Source organism: Shewanella sp. ENK2 (genome assembly GCF_043568515.1).
GTDB classification, from domain to species: domain Bacteria; phylum Pseudomonadota; class Gammaproteobacteria; order Enterobacterales; family Shewanellaceae; genus Shewanella; species Shewanella japonica.
In genome coordinates this window covers 1,738,677-1,754,068 of record NZ_CP171406.1, presented here as the reverse complement: position 1 = coordinate 1,754,068, position 15,392 = coordinate 1,738,677, and the positions used below count along the sequence as shown (strand labels likewise).

Below are 15,392 nucleotides of genomic sequence, written 5' to 3'. Positions count from 1 at the left end.
CAGTTTATCACGACAACGCTTATATCAATAATGGAGTTTGATTAACGATGGCAAAGTACGTATACGCAATTTTTCTTTCACTGATATTTTCAATGAATGTGCAAAGCGCAGATGAAAAGGCCTTAGAAAATTTTGCTTATTATGGTTTTGAACCTGATATTGTCACTAACTATATTTCTAATCGTAAGAAGTTAGGTTTTGTTAAAATCGGTGTCGAATTGATGGTGAAAGATCCTGACCATTTATTGCTAATTGAACATCATGACCCTTTATTACGCTCAGCCATTGTTGAAGTGCTAGGTAATCAAGCCGAAGATAAAGTGAAGTCACTCACTGGTCGTGAAGACATTCGCCGTGAGTGCTATGAAACGGTTAATAGGCTCCTCGCAGAAGAAACGGGTAGTGAATTAGTAGTGAATTTACTGTTTACCAAGTATTTGTACGATTAAATAGAGCCCTGAATCTGTGACAGCACCTAAGGCGCCTTCTAAAGGCGCAGCAAAGCATTCGAAAAACGCTAAACTTGATAACAAGCCAGTCAAGAGTCAACGCCGACAGACCAAATCGATCAATAAGCACAGCAAAAAGTCGCAGCAGAAGCTCACCACTGGGCGATTGCAACCTAAAGCATTACATCCTCGAAATAAACATTTGCAAGGCTATGATTTTGAATCACTTATTAAAAAGTGTCCCAAATTGTCCCACTTTGTTAAAACTAATCCTTATGGAAATTTATCAATAGACTTTGCAGATCCTGAAGCAGTAAAGAGTCTCAATGCTGCGATATTAAAGCTGGATTATGACATTGAACACTGGGATATTCCTGAAGGTTTTTTGTGTCCACCTGTGCCAGGTCGTGTTGATTATTTGCATTACATTGCGGATTTATTAAGTGTCAACGGCAAGGTGCCAAAAGGTGCCAAGGTGACAGCGTTAGATATTGGAACGGGTGCCAATGGTATTTATCCGTTATTAGGTATCCAGTCATATGGCTGGCAGTTTGTTGCCAGTGATATAGACCCTATCTCCATTAGTAATGTGGCTAAAATTGCTGAACAAAATAAGTCACTAACCTCAAAGTTATCATTACGTTTACAAGCTAACCCGAGTGCCATTTTTTCAGGCATTATCAAAGCTGATGAACGGTTTGATCTGACTATGTGTAACCCGCCGTTTCATCGCTCACTTGAAGACGCGACTAAGGGCAGCATCAAGAAAAATGCTAACCTCGCAGCAAATCGCGCCAAGAGAATGAAATCGAACCTCTATCAAGGTAAAGCTGGTGTTGAGTCATCTAAAACAGACCCTTCGCTGAACTTTGGCGGACAAAAAGCTGAGTTATGGTGCGAAGGTGGCGAGCAACAGTTTTTGGCTAATATGATTAAAGAAAGCCAACAATTTGGAACTCAATGTTTATGGTTTAGTTCGTTAATTTCTAAATCTGAAAACTTAAAACCGTGTTATGCCTTACTCGATAAATTGTCAGTAGATACGGTTAAAACCATTGAGATGCAGCAGGGAAACAAGATTACTCGCGTACTTGCATGGAGTTTTTTAACCGAAAAGCAGCGTGAGCAGTGGGCTAAATTTCGCGATATGAAGTGAGTTGTTTAATCGATAACAAGCCCATTGCGAGCTTGTTATCAATAAGGGCCACTCTTTAACAGAGCTGTTTAATAGAAATGCTTAAAAGAGCTAGGCCAATAGTCGTTAAATATAGGCCTATCTCATCACAGCGAATTACTTGGCTTTATTGGCATCAAATTCGATGTTTTCCGCGCCATGGTAGACCAAGAAATGACGACCTTTAGCACGTGCGATAATGGTAATACCCATTTTTTGTGCTAATTCGAGTCCCATCTGTGTAACCCCACTGCGAGAAAGCAGAACCGGAATCCCCATCTTAGCCACTTTGATCACCATTTCTGAAGTTAGACGGCCAGTGGTATAAAAAATCTTATCGTTGCCATTTTCACCTGCTAACCACATATCGCCAGCGAGTGTATCAACCGCATTATGACGGCCTACATCTTCGATAAATGCTTGAATTTGGTCATCTTGGCAAATACCACAGCCATGAACAGCACCGGCATTTTTGTAAGTCTCGTTATAGGCGTTAATGTTTTTAAGTAAGCTATACAATACTGACTGTTTAAGCTGAGGTGTCGGCAAGTTAATATCATCAAGCCCTTGCATAAAGCCACCATAAACCGTGCCTTGACCACACCCCGATGTGACGGTTTTTTCTGATAGTTTTTCTTCTAAATCTGCTGTTTTTTCAGCGGTTAAAATAGCCGCGGAATTGACGTCCCAATCAACAATAATTGACTCTAACAAGCTGGCATCGCTCACAAAACCTTGGTTTTTTAAGTATCCCAATGCTAATGATTCAGGCTTAGCTCCCAGTGTCATTAAGGTCACAATGGGTTGCCAGTTGAGGTACACAGTTAAGGGTCTTTCACAGGCGACAAACTTATCAATACTTTCGCCCAGTTCATTGATTGCTTTTACTGGCAAAGTCAGTGGGACTTCGGCTTGGGTTTTAACAAGTTTAAGTGGGGCTTTTGCTGTGGCATTGGTTTGGGTCATTTACGTAGCGGCCTCTGACTGTGTCATCTGATACCAATAATGTCGGTATTTAAGACGAAAATCGTGATTAAAACTAACTGCCTATCAGCATAGCAACTTTTATACCTCCAATAGTAAGTAGATTGTAAATGCGTGATCTAACACCAATGTTTATCAGTGATAGCTAATTAACGTAGCCTTATGTCCTATTAAAATTAGCAATATGGACAAATTGTCCTACTCTTAAAGTGGAATTAGCGATCTAGGTCAAACTTTAGTAATCAATCCTTCTGGCACTATTTTTGCAGCACTATACGCATAAAGGAAACAAAACCTAATAACCCCAGTATTCAAAGTCATAAGGTTGTTAAATAACATTATGTATTTATTGGTTATTTGTTTGTTTCTTGTTGTTTTCTGATTTCATAAGGCAAAGCTTTTATGCAACATACTGAAAATGTTTGGCCTATTTACGTTTCACTGAAAAAAGTGGAAAAAATGGTTGGTCGCTGGCCGTCGGTGACGTGGGAGGTCGATCAAATCGTCCCTGCTTCTCATCAGGCACCAGAAGGAGCAACGCTGGTGTTATTTGAGCTGCACAAAGATGAGCGCGGTAGTTACCGCATCAATCTCGATATGGATAACACCATGTTATACATCGTTTGTGATGAGCTGGATGACGGGACGTTAATTCCGACTTCAATATCTTGTGACCAAAACGTCGCAGCAGGCTGTTTAGAGTCTGAAACACCGGTATTAAATATCCCAATGCCAGAAGCGCTGGCTTGTTGGGTTGAAGCTTTTATAACGCGTCATGGAGAAGTTGAGATTTCAGCTAAGCGCCGTAAACATGTGAATCGCCGCAAGGATCAAGGCCCAAGCACAAATCACCTTCGGAGCCACTAAATGAGCGATAAACCAAGAGGATTTTTCTCTCGCTGGACTGAGCGTCGTGAGCAGGTTGAAGCTGAAGCTGCTGCTGATTTAGCAGCAAAAACACAGGCAACTGAAACTGAGCAGGTAAGCCCTGAAGGTGACACTGAAACAGTTGATGCGCACACTGTTGAGACGGCTGAACCAGAAAAAATTCTTGAAGCTGAAGATTTACCTGATCCAGAAAAAATCGAGGTTGGTGGTAGTTTTGCATCGTTTATGGGAGCGAATGTTTCTCCTGCTGCAAAATCTGCAGCCTTAAAGGCTTTATGGAAACAACCACAGTATAACGAAATTGATGGCCTACTTGAGTATGCCCTTGATTACAGTAACCAACCTAAGTTGAGCCCTGACGTTTCAGCTGAGTTGGCGAAAAAGTTTTCCGCAACGTCATGAAAGATGAAGACAAAGCTGAAGATGAAGCGTTACTAGCAAGCGAGGGAGATGACACAGTTGGTGATGCAACTGATGCCCCGCAAGAAGTATTAAGTGAAAAGAGTGAATTAGTCGCGAAGACTGACCCGACTAACCAGAGTGATGATCTGGTTATGGCTTCAGAGGCAGAGATATCGCCTCAGCGCCAAGTTTAGGTCAGAAAACGTCGATAATTTAATGTCCACTATTTTAACGTGGTAGATGTCGTACTTATTGTTTTTAGCAGAAGTGATTAACTCGCTTGATGAAAGAGTTAATGATGAAAGGAATACAGTGCTAAGTAAGTCCATCGAACGTTGAAAACTGTTCAGGAATGCAATGTGAGCAATAGTCAAACCCCGCTTGAACTGCAACAAGTTCGCCAGCAGGTATTAGCACAGACTCAAGTTATTCAAAACTTGATTCCACCTACCGTCAGTTATACTACTGAAGGAAATGTGCTGGTTATCGGCCCAGAAGATCTGGCTCGATTAGCTGCAGACAAATTGTCCAATATGGCGAATGTCGTCATTTTGGCAAATGAAGCCATTACTAGCCAAGATGAAGCACATCTTGAAGCAGTAATGAATGCAGCAGTTAATAGTGAAAGCTATTACAACAAACTTATCTCAGTAAAAGGCTTTTTAGGCCAATTCCAAGTGACGGTAGAAAGCGAAGGCCAAGACAGCAAAGCTGCTGAACTTAGCCTTGTTGCTATTCGTAAACCACATTTTGATATCGTTTTAGATTTAAGCATGGCGCCATGTTTGAACCTTGAAATGCTGCCACCAGGTTATTTTTACGTAGGTCAGGATGCAGAGAAGCTTGCTGATGCATTAACACAAATTCCTGATTTAGTTGGTGAGTTTGATAAGCCACGCTATGTCAAAGTTAACAGTGATATTTGTGCCCACAATCGCAATGGCGTTAATGGTTGTAATCGCTGTTTAAACTTCTGCCCAGCAGATGCTATTAGTAGCATTGAAGACAAAATCGAAATTGACCCTTACTTGTGTCATGGTGCGGGTAGTTGTACCAACGCATGTCCTACAGGGGCCATCGCTTTTGATTTACCTACGCCACAAGCTCTCCATAGTTACATTCAAAAACTGATCAGCCGCTACCTTGAGCAAGCCCAAGCTGCTCCAGTGATTTTATTCCATGACAGTGGTGTTGGTGCTGAGCTGATTACAGCTGATTTAGTCGGGGACATTATCCCTGTTGAGTTAGAAGAAATTACAGTTGCTAGCATCGACCATTGGATGTCATCACTTGCTTGGGGCGCTCGCCAAGTGTTGATTCTTAACACTGACGCAACTGCACCAACATTAACGCAGATGTTAAACGGTGAATTGTCGCTTGCTAATACCATTTTAGATGAAATGGGCCAGCCTCAACGCATCAGCTTAATTGACCCGAGTATGCTTTCTGCGCTGAATGATAAATTAGCGATTAGCTTAGACTGGCCACTAACGGTACCAGCAGCATTTACGCCAACAACTAAGCGTGAAACGTTATACGCCGCAGTGGATCATTTGAATCAGCAAGCTGCAGCAAGCGATACCTGTATTTCAATGAGTAATGTGCCATACGGCAAAGTGGAAGTGAATGCTGACAAATGTACCTTGTGTATGTCTTGTGTGGCGACATGTCCAACTCAAGCTTTAACGGATGGTGGTGATAAACCTGCATTACATTTCGTTGAGCAAGACTGTGTTCAATGTGGTTTATGTGAAACATCTTGTCCTGAAAATGTGATTAGCATTACTTCGCAAATCAACTTAGACCAAGCCTCACGTCAGCAACGCCAAACATTAAAAGAAGAACCACCATTTGAGTGTATTCGCTGTGGTACCGCATTTGCCACACAGTCAATGGTACACAGAATGATAGATATGATTGGTGGACACTCTGCATTTAATGCCAATGTTGAGCGTTTAAAAATGTGTGGTGATTGCCGCGTAAAAGATATGTTTGAAGACATTCTTGAAGACCCAGAGAAGCAACTTCGATAAGAGATCAGATATGACCGAATTAGTTAGAGAAATTTCAGAAAACGATCAGCTACGGGCAGATATTTACCAAATATTGGCAGCCTTGTTACGTCGCGAGCCTAACGCCGAGTTGCTCGCATTTTTAGCTGAGCTTGAAGTTGATGCTGAAGAAGACAATGACATGACAGCGGCTTGGCTTGGCTTGAAAGAAGCTGCGACCAAGTATACCGCTGAAGAGCTTGAGCAAGAATACTTCAATATTTTCTACGGCGTGGGTCGTGGTGAAGTATTGCCATACGCAAGCTGGTTTATGACAGGCTCACTAATGGACAAGCCATTAGCCCTTTTACGTCAAGATTTACTGCAATTAGGTTTTGCTCGTGAAGACGAAGTAAAAGAGCCAGAAGATCATGTGGCTGCATTATGTGAAGTCATGGGTACATTAATTCTAGAGGCTCCTGGTTACCGTCAGTTAGCTTTCTACCAACGCCATATTGGCAGTTGGATTGCGCGTTTTTGCGACACATTAGAACAAACTCCCAGTGCAGCCTTTTACGCACCAGTAGCAAAACTGGCAAAAGCCTTTTTTGAAATTGAAGCTAATGAGTTTGAACAGCTTAGCTTAGATATTCCAGTGAACTGCCCAGGCAGTGAGGCTGAAGCTAAAGCCGCTGAGTCAGCAGAGAAAATTGAACCTTCAACAAACGAATTAGCATCTTAATTTCGTGATTGATGGGGCAAAGATTTACGCCACTGACATTGTCAGTGGCGTAGACCGAAACGGGAGGAGACTCCCACTTAATCTAGGGTAAACAAGACCCTTTTATTTTAGCGTTACATTAAGGAGAGACTATGAAGAAGCAAGCTTCCGTCATGGATCGTCGTCAAATGCTTAAAGCATTGGCTGTCGGTAGTGCCGCTGGCGCAGTTGCTACTGTTAGCGGACAAGCTCTAGCTGCCTCACCAGAAGCCACATCAAGTGTGGATAAAAGTGATGGTTATAGAGAAACAGACCATGTACGTAGTTACTACGCCACCTTACGTAGTAAGTAATTAAAGGAGAATATGTGATGCGATTAACCCGCAAAACAGAGACAGTTGAAGTCGCAGATAAACCTGCACTTGGACTCAATCGTCGCCAGTTTTTGAAATCAGCCACATTGGCAACAGGTGGTATTGCTGCAGCCTCAATGCTGGGCGCAGGCATGATGCGTAAAGCTGAAGCGAAAGATGTACCTTATGATGCACCTACCGAAGTAAAACGTACTATTTGTTCTCACTGTTCAGTGGGCTGTGGTATTTATGCTGAAGTTCAAAATGGTGTATGGACAGGTCAAGAGCCTGCATTTGATCATCCATTTAACGCTGGTGGCCACTGTGCTAAAGGTGCTGCACTGCGTGAACATGGTCATGGTGAAAAGCGTCTTAAGTATCCAATGAAACTTGAAGGCGGTAAGTGGAAAAAACTTTCTTGGGAACAAGCGATTGAAGAAGTAGGCCAAAAAGCCTTAGATATTCGTCAAGAGTCAGGTCCTGATTCAGTATTTTTCATGGGTAGTGCCAAGTTCTCGAACGAACAAGCTTATATGTACCGCAAATTAGCGGCAATGTGGGGCACGAACAACGTCGACCACTCTGCACGTATTTGTCACTCTACCACTGTAGCCGGTGTTGCAAACACTTGGGGTTATGGTGCGCAAACGAACTCATTTAATGACATTCGTAAATCGAAAGCGATGATGTTCATCGGTTCGAACCCTTGTGAAGCTCACCCAGTTTCAATGCAACACATCCTTGAAGGTAAAGAGCGCGGCGCGAAAATTATCGTAGTCGACCCTCGTTTCACCCGAACTGCAGCAAAAGCTGACGAGTTCGTGCATATCCGTCCAGGTACGGATATTCCTTACATTTATGGTTTGTTGTGGCATATTTTTGAAAACGGTTGGGAAGACCAAACATTCATTGACCAACGTGTATACGGTATGGAACGTATCCGTGAGGAAGTGAAAAAGTGGAATCCACAAGAAGTTGAAAATGTTGCCGGTGTACCTGAAAAGCAAATGCGCCGTGTGGCTAAAATGCTTGCAGAGACTAAGCCTGGTACTGTGGTTTGGTGTATGGGTGGTACTCAGCATCACGTCGGTAATGCGAACACGCGTTCATACTGTATCTTGCAATTAGCGCTAGGCAACATGGGTGTTGAAGGTGGTGGTACTAACATCTTCCGTGGTCATGATAACGTACAAGGTGCAACCGACTTTGGTTTACTATTCGATACTTTACCTGGTTACTACGGCTTGAAGACCGGTTCTTGGAAGCATTGGTGTAATGTGTGGGATCTTGATTACGAATGGGTTAAAAACCGCTTCGACCAAGCCCAACACTTAGGTCAAGACCCAATGACTTCGACGGGTATCCCATGTTCACGCTGGCATGATGGTGTACTTGAAGACAAATCTAAGATTGCGCAGAAAGATAACATTCGTATGTCATTCTTCTGGGGGCAATCAGTCAATACCGAAACCCGTGGTCGTGAAGTGCGTGAAGCATTGAACAAAATGGATACGGTAGTGGTTGTCGATCCATTCCCAACCATGGCGGGTGTTATGCATGAGCGTACAGATGGCGTATATCTACTGCCTGCTGCGACTCAGTTTGAAACATATGGTTCTGTTTCTGCATCTAACCGCTCACTGCAGTGGCGTACTCAAGTTATTGAGCCATTATTTGAATCAAAAGCTGATCACATAATCATGTACAAGCTGGCGAAAAAATGGGGCATCGATGCTGAATTCTGTAAGCATATTAAAGTGAATGGCGATGAGCCGTTGATTGAAGATATGACTCGTGAATTCAACAAAGGTATGTGGACTGTTGGTTATACAGGTCAAAGTCCTGAGCGCTTGAAAATGCACCAAGAAAACTGGGGCACGTTCGATATTGAAAGCTTAGAAGCACCAGGCGGCCCAGCAAAAGGTGAAACTTACGGTTTACCTTGGCCATGTTGGGGTACTGCAGATATGAAGCACCCTGGTACACAAATTTTGTACCGCACGGGCCGTGAAGTGAAAGACGGTGGTGGTAACTTCCGTGCACGTTACGGTGTTGAGCATGAAGGTAACAACATTCTTGCTGAAGGCTCATACTCTAAAGGCAGCGAAATTCAAGACGGTTATCCTGAATTTACCGCTGACATGCTTAAACAGCTTGGCTGGTGGGATGATTTAACCGCCGAAGAGAAAGTTCACGCTGAAGGTAAAAACTGGAAAACTGATATTTCTGGTGGTATTCAACGTGTTGCGATTAAGCATGGTTGTATCCCTTACGGTAATGCGAAAGCCCGTTGTATTGTTTGGAACTTCCCAGATGATATCCCGGTTCACCGTGAGCCATTATATACCCCTCGTCGTGACTTAGTGTCTAAGTATCCAACTTACGAAGACCGTATGGTTGCACGTCTTCCAACTTTGTATAAGACAATTCAAGACAAAGACTTCTCAAAAGACTTCCCATTGGCAGTGACGACGGGTCGTTTAGTTGAGTATGAAGGTGGTGGTGAAGAAACCCGCTCAAATCCATGGCTTGCAGAATTACAGCAAGAAATGTTTATTGAGATTAACCCTGCAGATGCAGCAGATCGCGGCTTACGTGATGGTGATGACGTATTCGTTCACAGTCCAGAAGGCGCTAAGATCACAGTTAAAGCAATGGTGACTCCACGAGTCATTGCTGGTGAGTGTTTCATGCCATACCACTTTGCGGGTGTATTCGAAGGCAAGAGCCTAGAGAAGAGCTACCCAGAAGGAACGGTTCCTTACGTTATCGGCGAGTCTGCCAATACCGTGATGACCTATGGTTATGATGTTGTGACTCAGATGCAAGAGACTAAGTCTAGCTTGTGTCAGATCAGCAAAGCCTAATTAACTTGATGAGGAGATAAGCCATTATGGCAGTCATGAAATTTTTGTGTGACACCAAACGCTGCATCGAGTGTAACGGTTGCGTCACAGCTTGTAAGAACGAAAACGATTCCGCTCTAGAGTGGGGAATTCAACGTCGCCGTGTGGTCACTATCAATGATGGTGAACCAGGCGAAGCATCAATCTCAGTGGCATGTATGCACTGTACCGATGCACCTTGTATGGCCGTTTGTCCGGCGGATTGTTTCTATCAAACCGAAGACGGTCTAATTTTGCACGACAAAGATACGTGTATTGGTTGTGGCTATTGCTTCTATGCTTGTCCTTTCGGTGCGCCGCAGTTCCCTAAAAAGACTGCATACGGCAGCCGAGGCAAAATGGATAAGTGTACTTTCTGTGCCGGTGGCCCAGAAGAGAACCATTCAGAAGCTGAACGCAAGAAGTACGGTGCAAACCGTATTGCTGAAGGCAAATTACCTATGTGTGCGGAGCTTTGTTCAACCAAAGCCTTGCTTGCTGGTGATGCTGAAATTGTATCTACCATTTACCGTGAACGTATGGCAAAACGTGGTAACCCAAATACTATTTGGGGCTACGATCCTAAAACGGGTGATATGGTTTAGGCAGTGCAAATGGTTACGGACAGTGGTCCGTAACCAAGCAAGGAGTGACAATGTTAAACAATCAGTTAAACAAATCACTGCGTAGCTTATTTGCTCTGTTAGTTCTGGTGATGGGGTTGGGTTTTGCGACCACAACGTTAGCGGCAGATGAACAATCAAGTAAGCAGCAGGCAGGGAAAGAAAACCCAGCAGATTTATGGCGAGCAGTTAAGGCCGGTGACTCAGGCTTTACCACAGCTCAAGGTATCGAACCTGGGGTGCTAATTAATGTTGGCGGCAACGAAGGAAGATTACTAAGAGATAAGTATATTACACCAGCAGTAGCGCTTGCGTTGGTGGGTGTATTTGGTGCTTTCTTAATCTTTTACTTTGTTAATGGTCCAGCAAGATTAAGCAAAGGTTTCTCTGGCAAAATGGTCGAGCGCTGGTCGAAGGCAGACATTTGGCTGCATTGGATTATGGCCATTGCGTGTTTAATCTTAATGCTGACAGGCTTAGTGATTTTACTGGGTAAATTTGCGATTCAACCGTACGTTAGTAATAGCATTTGGGCTGGTATTATTGCCTTTTGTAAGCTAGTGCATGATTGGGTTGGTCCAGTATTTATCGTGTCTTGGCTTATGTGTATCGTTAAGTGGATGCCATTACAAACCATCAAGATGTATGACATTAAATGGTTCTTAGTTGTAGGTGGTTATATCAACTTCGGTCCATTTAAAGGTAAGCATCCAGACAGTGGTTTTGCTAACGCTGGTGAGAAAATGTGGTTTTGGACATTAGTCTTCTTTGGTCTATTTATCAGTGTTTCTGGCATGATGTTAGTGCTACCTGGTTTAGACTTACCACGTGAAGCGTCTATGGTTGCGTTACTGGTTCACGGAGTGAGCGCGGCGATCTTAATTGCATTTACGATTGTGCATATTTGGATGGCAACGGCATTAAGTGAAGGCGGTTTGGAATCTATGATTTCAGGCTACTGTGATGAAAACTGGGCAATCCAGCATCACAACCTTTGGTACGATGAGATTAAAGCCAACGGTACGTTGAAATATCAAGACTAAAACTCATTAGTAAATAACTAAGCGAGTAAAACGCCTCAAAGACACATTGCTTTGGGGCGTTTTTATTGGATTGATATAAAATAAGCTGCTGACGTATCAAAATTGTAAATAATGTCAGTCGTTATTCCTGTCATTCACTCAATAATCTTGCCAATTTCTGTTTGTAAAAAATCAGTCTGATTACCTTGTTGCTGCATCGTGTTGGAGCTCCTGTTTACCGTTTTGGCTGGACGATGAAGATAGTGGATTAATTGGTTGTCAGCCTCTTGTTTTTCACACCGGTAAAATCGGTTGTAATAAGAGAGAAGGTGATGTGATTGTTAATGATGTCATCAACATTTATCAATTCCACCTGGTCATATTCCTTCATAGCTAAAAATACTATTGAATAAGCTTTTAAGCTCAAATAGCTATAAGTAAATAATAAGAATTCTCAATACCAAAGTGAGATTATTTCTTTATAAATCAGTCACTATGTTAATTTTTTTAACATTTGTTGTTGGCTATTTTTTACCCCGTTCTAGATGTCTTCCATAATGCTCATGATAAAAATTTGACCTAGTTAACGCTTTCTACTTTCCGTGTCTTTTTTTGGAATATGAACAGGTGCTAGATCAATTTTTTCTTCGTTATCTCTCTATATATTAGCCACGTAAATTTGTGGATATTATTCATTTAGAAGTGTTTTTACCTTTCTGGCCTACTTAGTTAACCATTTGTTTACAAATGGTGTTTAGTGACCGTAAAGGCCTACAAGGGCACCAACCACAGAGTTGGTGTGATTTAAACCGGGAGTAAAGATGAAGAAGCAACAGCCTGATCTGAATCGCAGATCTTTGCTGAAAGCCATCACCATAGGTAGCGCTGCATCAGCAGCCATCGCCGTAACTGGTGTGAGTGTGGCTCAAGCAACCGAGAGTAACGTTAGCAAGAAAGATTCTAACGGTTACAAAGAAACTGCGCATATTCGTAGCTACTACGATAGCTTACGCGGCTAATTCAGGAGAAATAAGCGATGAAGTTAACTCGCAAGTCTACCGCAGCTCCTAAAGCTGCTACCAAGTCGCTCGGTATCAACCGTCGTCAATTTATGAAGAATGCAGGTATTGCTACTGGTGGTATCGCCGCTGCTTCACTAATGGGCACTGGCATGATGCGTAGAGCAGAAGCTCATGATGTACCTCATGATGCGCCAACTGAAATCAAACGTACTGTATGTTCTGCATGTGCTGTTGGTTGTGGTTTATACGCTGAAGTACAAAATGGCGTTTGGACAGGTCAAGAGCCTGCATTCGATCACCCATTCAACGCTGGTGGTCACTGTGCTAAAGGTGCTGCTTTACGTGAACATGGTCACGGTGAAAAGCGTCTTAAGTACCCAATGAAACTTGTTGATGGCAAGTGGAAGAAATTATCTTGGGAACAAGCTTACAACGAAGTCGGCGACAAAATGCTTGATATTCGTGAAGAGTCAGGTCCTGATTCAGTTTACTTTATGGGTAGTGCTAAGTTCTCGAACGAAGGCTGCTACATGTATCGTAAATTTGCGGCAATGTGGGGCACGAACAACGTAGACCACTCTGCACGTATTTGTCACTCTACCACGGTAGCTGGTGTTGCTAACACTTGGGGCTACGGTGCGCAAACTAACTCTTTCAACGATATCCAGAATGCAAATGCAATCTTCTTCATCGGTGCAAACCCGGCTGAAGCGCATCCAGTTGCAATGCAGCATATCTTAATCGCGAAAGAGAAAAACAACGCTAAGATTATCGTTGTTGACCCTCGTTTCTCACGTACTGCTGCACATTCAGATCTTCACTGTGCATTGCGTCCAGGTACTGATATCCCATTCATCTACGGTATGCTTTGGCACATCTTCGAAAACGGTTGGGAAGACAAAGCGTTCATCCAAGAACGTGTTTTCGAAATGGAAACTATTCGCGAAGAAGTGAAGAAGTTCCCACCGAAAGAAGTTGCAGACATCACTGGTTGTAGTGAAGAAGAAGTTTACCAAGCTGCGAAAATGATGGCAGATAACCGTCCAGGTACTGTTGTTTGGTGTATGGGTGGTACTCAGCATCACGTCGGTAATGCGAACACTCGTGCTTACTGTATCCTTCAATTAGCACTAGGTAACATGGGTGTTAAAGGCGGCGGTACTAACATTTTCCGTGGTCACGATAACGTTCAAGGCGCAACTGACTTAGGTTTATTATTTGATAACTTACCTGGTTACTACGGCCTGACTTCTGGCGCATGGGATCACTGGACAAACGTTTGGGACCTAGACAGAAATTGGGTTTCTAGCCGTTTCGACCAAAATGAATACCTTGGCCGTGTGCCAATGAATACTCCTGGTATTCCTTGTTCACGCTGGCATGACGGTGTTTTAGAAACACCTGAAAAATTAGCGCAAAAAGACCGTGTACGCATGGGCTTCTTCTGGGGTCAATCAGTTAACACTGAAACTCGTCAAGATGATGTTCGTGAAGCACTAGACAAGATGGACACTGTTGTTGTTGTGGATCCTTTCCCAACTATGGCTGGTGTTATGCACCGTCGTCAAAACGGCGTTTACTTGCTTCCAGCTTGTACTCAGTTTGAAACTGAAGGTTCAGTATCTAACTCTGGTCGTTCACAACAATGGCGTGAAAAAGTTGTTGAGCCATTATTTGAATCAAAAACTGACCTTGAGATCATGTACCGTCTATCTCAAAAACTTGGTTTTGCAGAACAGTACACTAAGCGTATCGCTAAAGATGCAAATGACATTCTAGTTATTGAAGACATCACTCGCGAAATTAACCGCGGTATGTGGACAATTGGTATGTCAGGCCAAAGCCCTGAGCGTATCAAAGAGCACACTCAAAACTGGGGCACGTTCAGCAACAAGACACTTGAAGCTGCTGGCGGACCTGCTAAAGGCGAAACTTACGGTTTACCTTGGCCTTGTTGGGGTACTCCAGAGCAGAAGCACCCAGGTACTCAAATCCTATATAACACGCACAAACACGTGTTAGAAGGCGGCGGTAACTTCCGTGCACGCTACGGTATCGAATACAAAGGTAAGAACCTTCTTGCTGAAGGCAGCTTCTCTAAAGGCGCTGAAATCACAGATGGTTACCCAGAGTTCACTGCAGACATGCTTAAACAGCTTGGCTGGTTCGATGAACTAACTGCTGAAGAGAAAGTTCACGCTGAAGGTAAAAACTGGAAGACTGATATCTCTGGTGGTATCCAACGCGTTGCAATGAAGCACGGCTGTATCCCTTACGGTAACGCTAAAGCTCGTTGTATTGTTTGGACATTCCCTGACCAAGTACCTGTTCACCGTGAGCCGTTATACACGCCTCGTCGTGACTTAGTATCTAAGTATCCAACATACGCAGATATGCAAGTACACCGTTTACCTACGCTGTACAAAACAATTCAAGACAACGACAACAGTGCTAAGTACCCACTTGCGCTAACATCTGGTCGTCTTGTTGAGTACGAAGGTGGTGGTGAAGAGTCTCGTTCTAACCCTTGGTTAGCAGAGCTTCAACAAGAAATGTTTGTTGAAATCAACCCTGCTGATGCTGCAGATCGTGGTCTACGTGATGGCGATACAGTGTGGTTAGAAGGTGCTGAAGGCGGACGCATCAAGATTAAAGCAATGGTTACTCCACGCGTTAAGCCTGGTGTTACTTGGATGCCATACCACTTCGCGGGTGAAATGCACGGTGAAAGCCTTGCACCTAACTACCCAGAAGGCACTGTTCCTTACGTACTAGGTGAATCAGCTAACACTGCACTGACCTATGGTTATGACCCTGTAACACAAATGCAGGAAACCAAAGCGTCGCTTTGTCAAATTGAAAAAGCGTAATTGCAGCT

General features: G+C 43.3%; 12 protein-coding genes and 1 pseudogene. 12 read left to right on the top strand and 1 reads right to left on the bottom strand.

Annotation, left to right across the window (positions count from 1 at the left end; all coding sequences use genetic code 11):
* Window positions 1-47 precede the first annotated feature (47 nt).
* On the top strand, window positions 48-449 hold the full coding sequence (locus tag ACGEDC_RS07760) for a flagellar basal body-associated protein FliL (protein ID WP_055024158.1): 402 nt from the start codon (window positions 48-50) through the stop codon (window positions 447-449).
* Between the two features lie 16 nt (window positions 450-465).
* Window positions 466-1,605, top strand: coding sequence for a 23S rRNA (adenine(1618)-N(6))-methyltransferase RlmF (gene rlmF, locus ACGEDC_RS07755; RefSeq protein ID WP_394497473.1), 1,140 nt, complete (start codon window positions 466-468; stop codon window positions 1,603-1,605).
* A gap of 135 nt (window positions 1,606-1,740) precedes the next feature.
* Here the strand turns inward: rlmF and ACGEDC_RS07750 are convergent, their stop codons facing one another.
* Window positions 1,741-2,589, bottom strand: a complete 849-nt coding sequence (locus tag ACGEDC_RS07750) for a formate dehydrogenase accessory sulfurtransferase FdhD (protein WP_055024160.1) — start codon at window positions 2,587-2,589, stop codon at window positions 1,741-1,743.
* A gap of 420 nt (window positions 2,590-3,009) precedes the next feature.
* Between ACGEDC_RS07750 and ACGEDC_RS07745 the strand changes: the two genes are divergently transcribed.
* From ACGEDC_RS07745 to ACGEDC_RS07700, 10 genes and pseudogenes are all read left to right on the top strand, one after another.
* Entirely contained in the window at window positions 3,010-3,474 is a 465-nt protein-coding gene (locus ACGEDC_RS07745) for a DUF3305 domain-containing protein (RefSeq protein ID WP_055024161.1), read from the top strand.
* Window positions 3,475-4,091, top strand: a pseudogene (locus ACGEDC_RS07740) (DUF3306 domain-containing protein). It begins immediately after the preceding gene.
* A 165-nt stretch (window positions 4,092-4,256) separates the two neighbouring features.
* Window positions 4,257-5,930, top strand: a complete 1,674-nt coding sequence (locus ACGEDC_RS07735) for a 4Fe-4S binding protein (RefSeq protein ID WP_080917208.1) — start codon at window positions 4,257-4,259, stop codon at window positions 5,928-5,930.
* Between the two features lie 10 nt (window positions 5,931-5,940).
* Window positions 5,941-6,630, top strand: a complete 690-nt coding sequence (locus ACGEDC_RS07730) for a TorD/DmsD family molecular chaperone (RefSeq protein ID WP_055024164.1) — start codon at window positions 5,941-5,943, stop codon at window positions 6,628-6,630.
* Window positions 6,631-6,761: 131 nt separating this feature from the next.
* Window positions 6,762-6,962, top strand: coding sequence for a twin-arginine translocation signal domain-containing protein (locus ACGEDC_RS07725; protein WP_055024165.1), 201 nt, complete (start codon window positions 6,762-6,764; stop codon window positions 6,960-6,962).
* Window positions 6,963-6,979: 17 nt separating this feature from the next.
* Window positions 6,980-9,829: a formate dehydrogenase subunit alpha gene (locus ACGEDC_RS07720; RefSeq protein WP_055024166.1), complete on the top strand. Its 2,850-nt coding sequence runs from the start codon at window positions 6,980-6,982 to the stop codon at window positions 9,827-9,829.
* Between the two features lie 26 nt (window positions 9,830-9,855).
* Window positions 9,856-10,452 (top strand): formate dehydrogenase FDH3 subunit beta, encoded by a 597-nt coding sequence (gene fdh3B, locus ACGEDC_RS07715; protein WP_055024167.1) that lies wholly within the window; start codon window positions 9,856-9,858, stop codon window positions 10,450-10,452.
* Between the two features lie 50 nt (window positions 10,453-10,502).
* Window positions 10,503-11,513: a formate dehydrogenase subunit gamma gene (locus tag ACGEDC_RS07710; protein ID WP_055024168.1), complete on the top strand. Its 1,011-nt coding sequence runs from the start codon at window positions 10,503-10,505 to the stop codon at window positions 11,511-11,513.
* 800 nt (window positions 11,514-12,313) lie between these two features.
* A complete protein-coding gene (locus tag ACGEDC_RS07705; protein WP_394497468.1) occupies window positions 12,314-12,511 on the top strand; it encodes a twin-arginine translocation signal domain-containing protein in 198 nt (65 codons plus the stop codon).
* Window positions 12,512-12,528: 17 nt separating this feature from the next.
* On the top strand, window positions 12,529-15,384 hold the full coding sequence (locus ACGEDC_RS07700; RefSeq protein WP_055024170.1) for a molybdopterin-dependent oxidoreductase: 2,856 nt from the start codon (window positions 12,529-12,531) through the stop codon (window positions 15,382-15,384).
* Window positions 15,385-15,392 lie beyond the last annotated feature (8 nt).

Coding starts and splice junctions, on each gene's coding strand:
- ACGEDC_RS07760 (WP_055024158.1), top strand. CDS start 48: ATGGCAAAGTACGTATACGCAATTTTTCTTTCACTGATATTTTCAATG.
- ACGEDC_RS07750 (WP_055024160.1), bottom strand. CDS start 2,589: ATGACCCAAACCAATGCCACAGCAAAAGCCCCACTTAAACTTGTTAAA.
- ACGEDC_RS07745 (WP_055024161.1), top strand. CDS start 3,010: ATGCAACATACTGAAAATGTTTGGCCTATTTACGTTTCACTGAAAAAA.
- ACGEDC_RS07730 (WP_055024164.1), top strand. CDS start 5,941: ATGACCGAATTAGTTAGAGAAATTTCAGAAAACGATCAGCTACGGGCA.
- ACGEDC_RS07725 (WP_055024165.1), top strand. CDS start 6,762: ATGAAGAAGCAAGCTTCCGTCATGGATCGTCGTCAAATGCTTAAAGCA.
- ACGEDC_RS07720 (WP_055024166.1), top strand. CDS start 6,980: ATGCGATTAACCCGCAAAACAGAGACAGTTGAAGTCGCAGATAAACCT.
- fdh3B (WP_055024167.1), top strand. CDS start 9,856: ATGGCAGTCATGAAATTTTTGTGTGACACCAAACGCTGCATCGAGTGT.
- ACGEDC_RS07710 (WP_055024168.1), top strand. CDS start 10,503: ATGTTAAACAATCAGTTAAACAAATCACTGCGTAGCTTATTTGCTCTG.
- ACGEDC_RS07705 (WP_394497468.1), top strand. CDS start 12,314: ATGAAGAAGCAACAGCCTGATCTGAATCGCAGATCTTTGCTGAAAGCC.
- ACGEDC_RS07700 (WP_055024170.1), top strand. CDS start 12,529: ATGAAGTTAACTCGCAAGTCTACCGCAGCTCCTAAAGCTGCTACCAAG.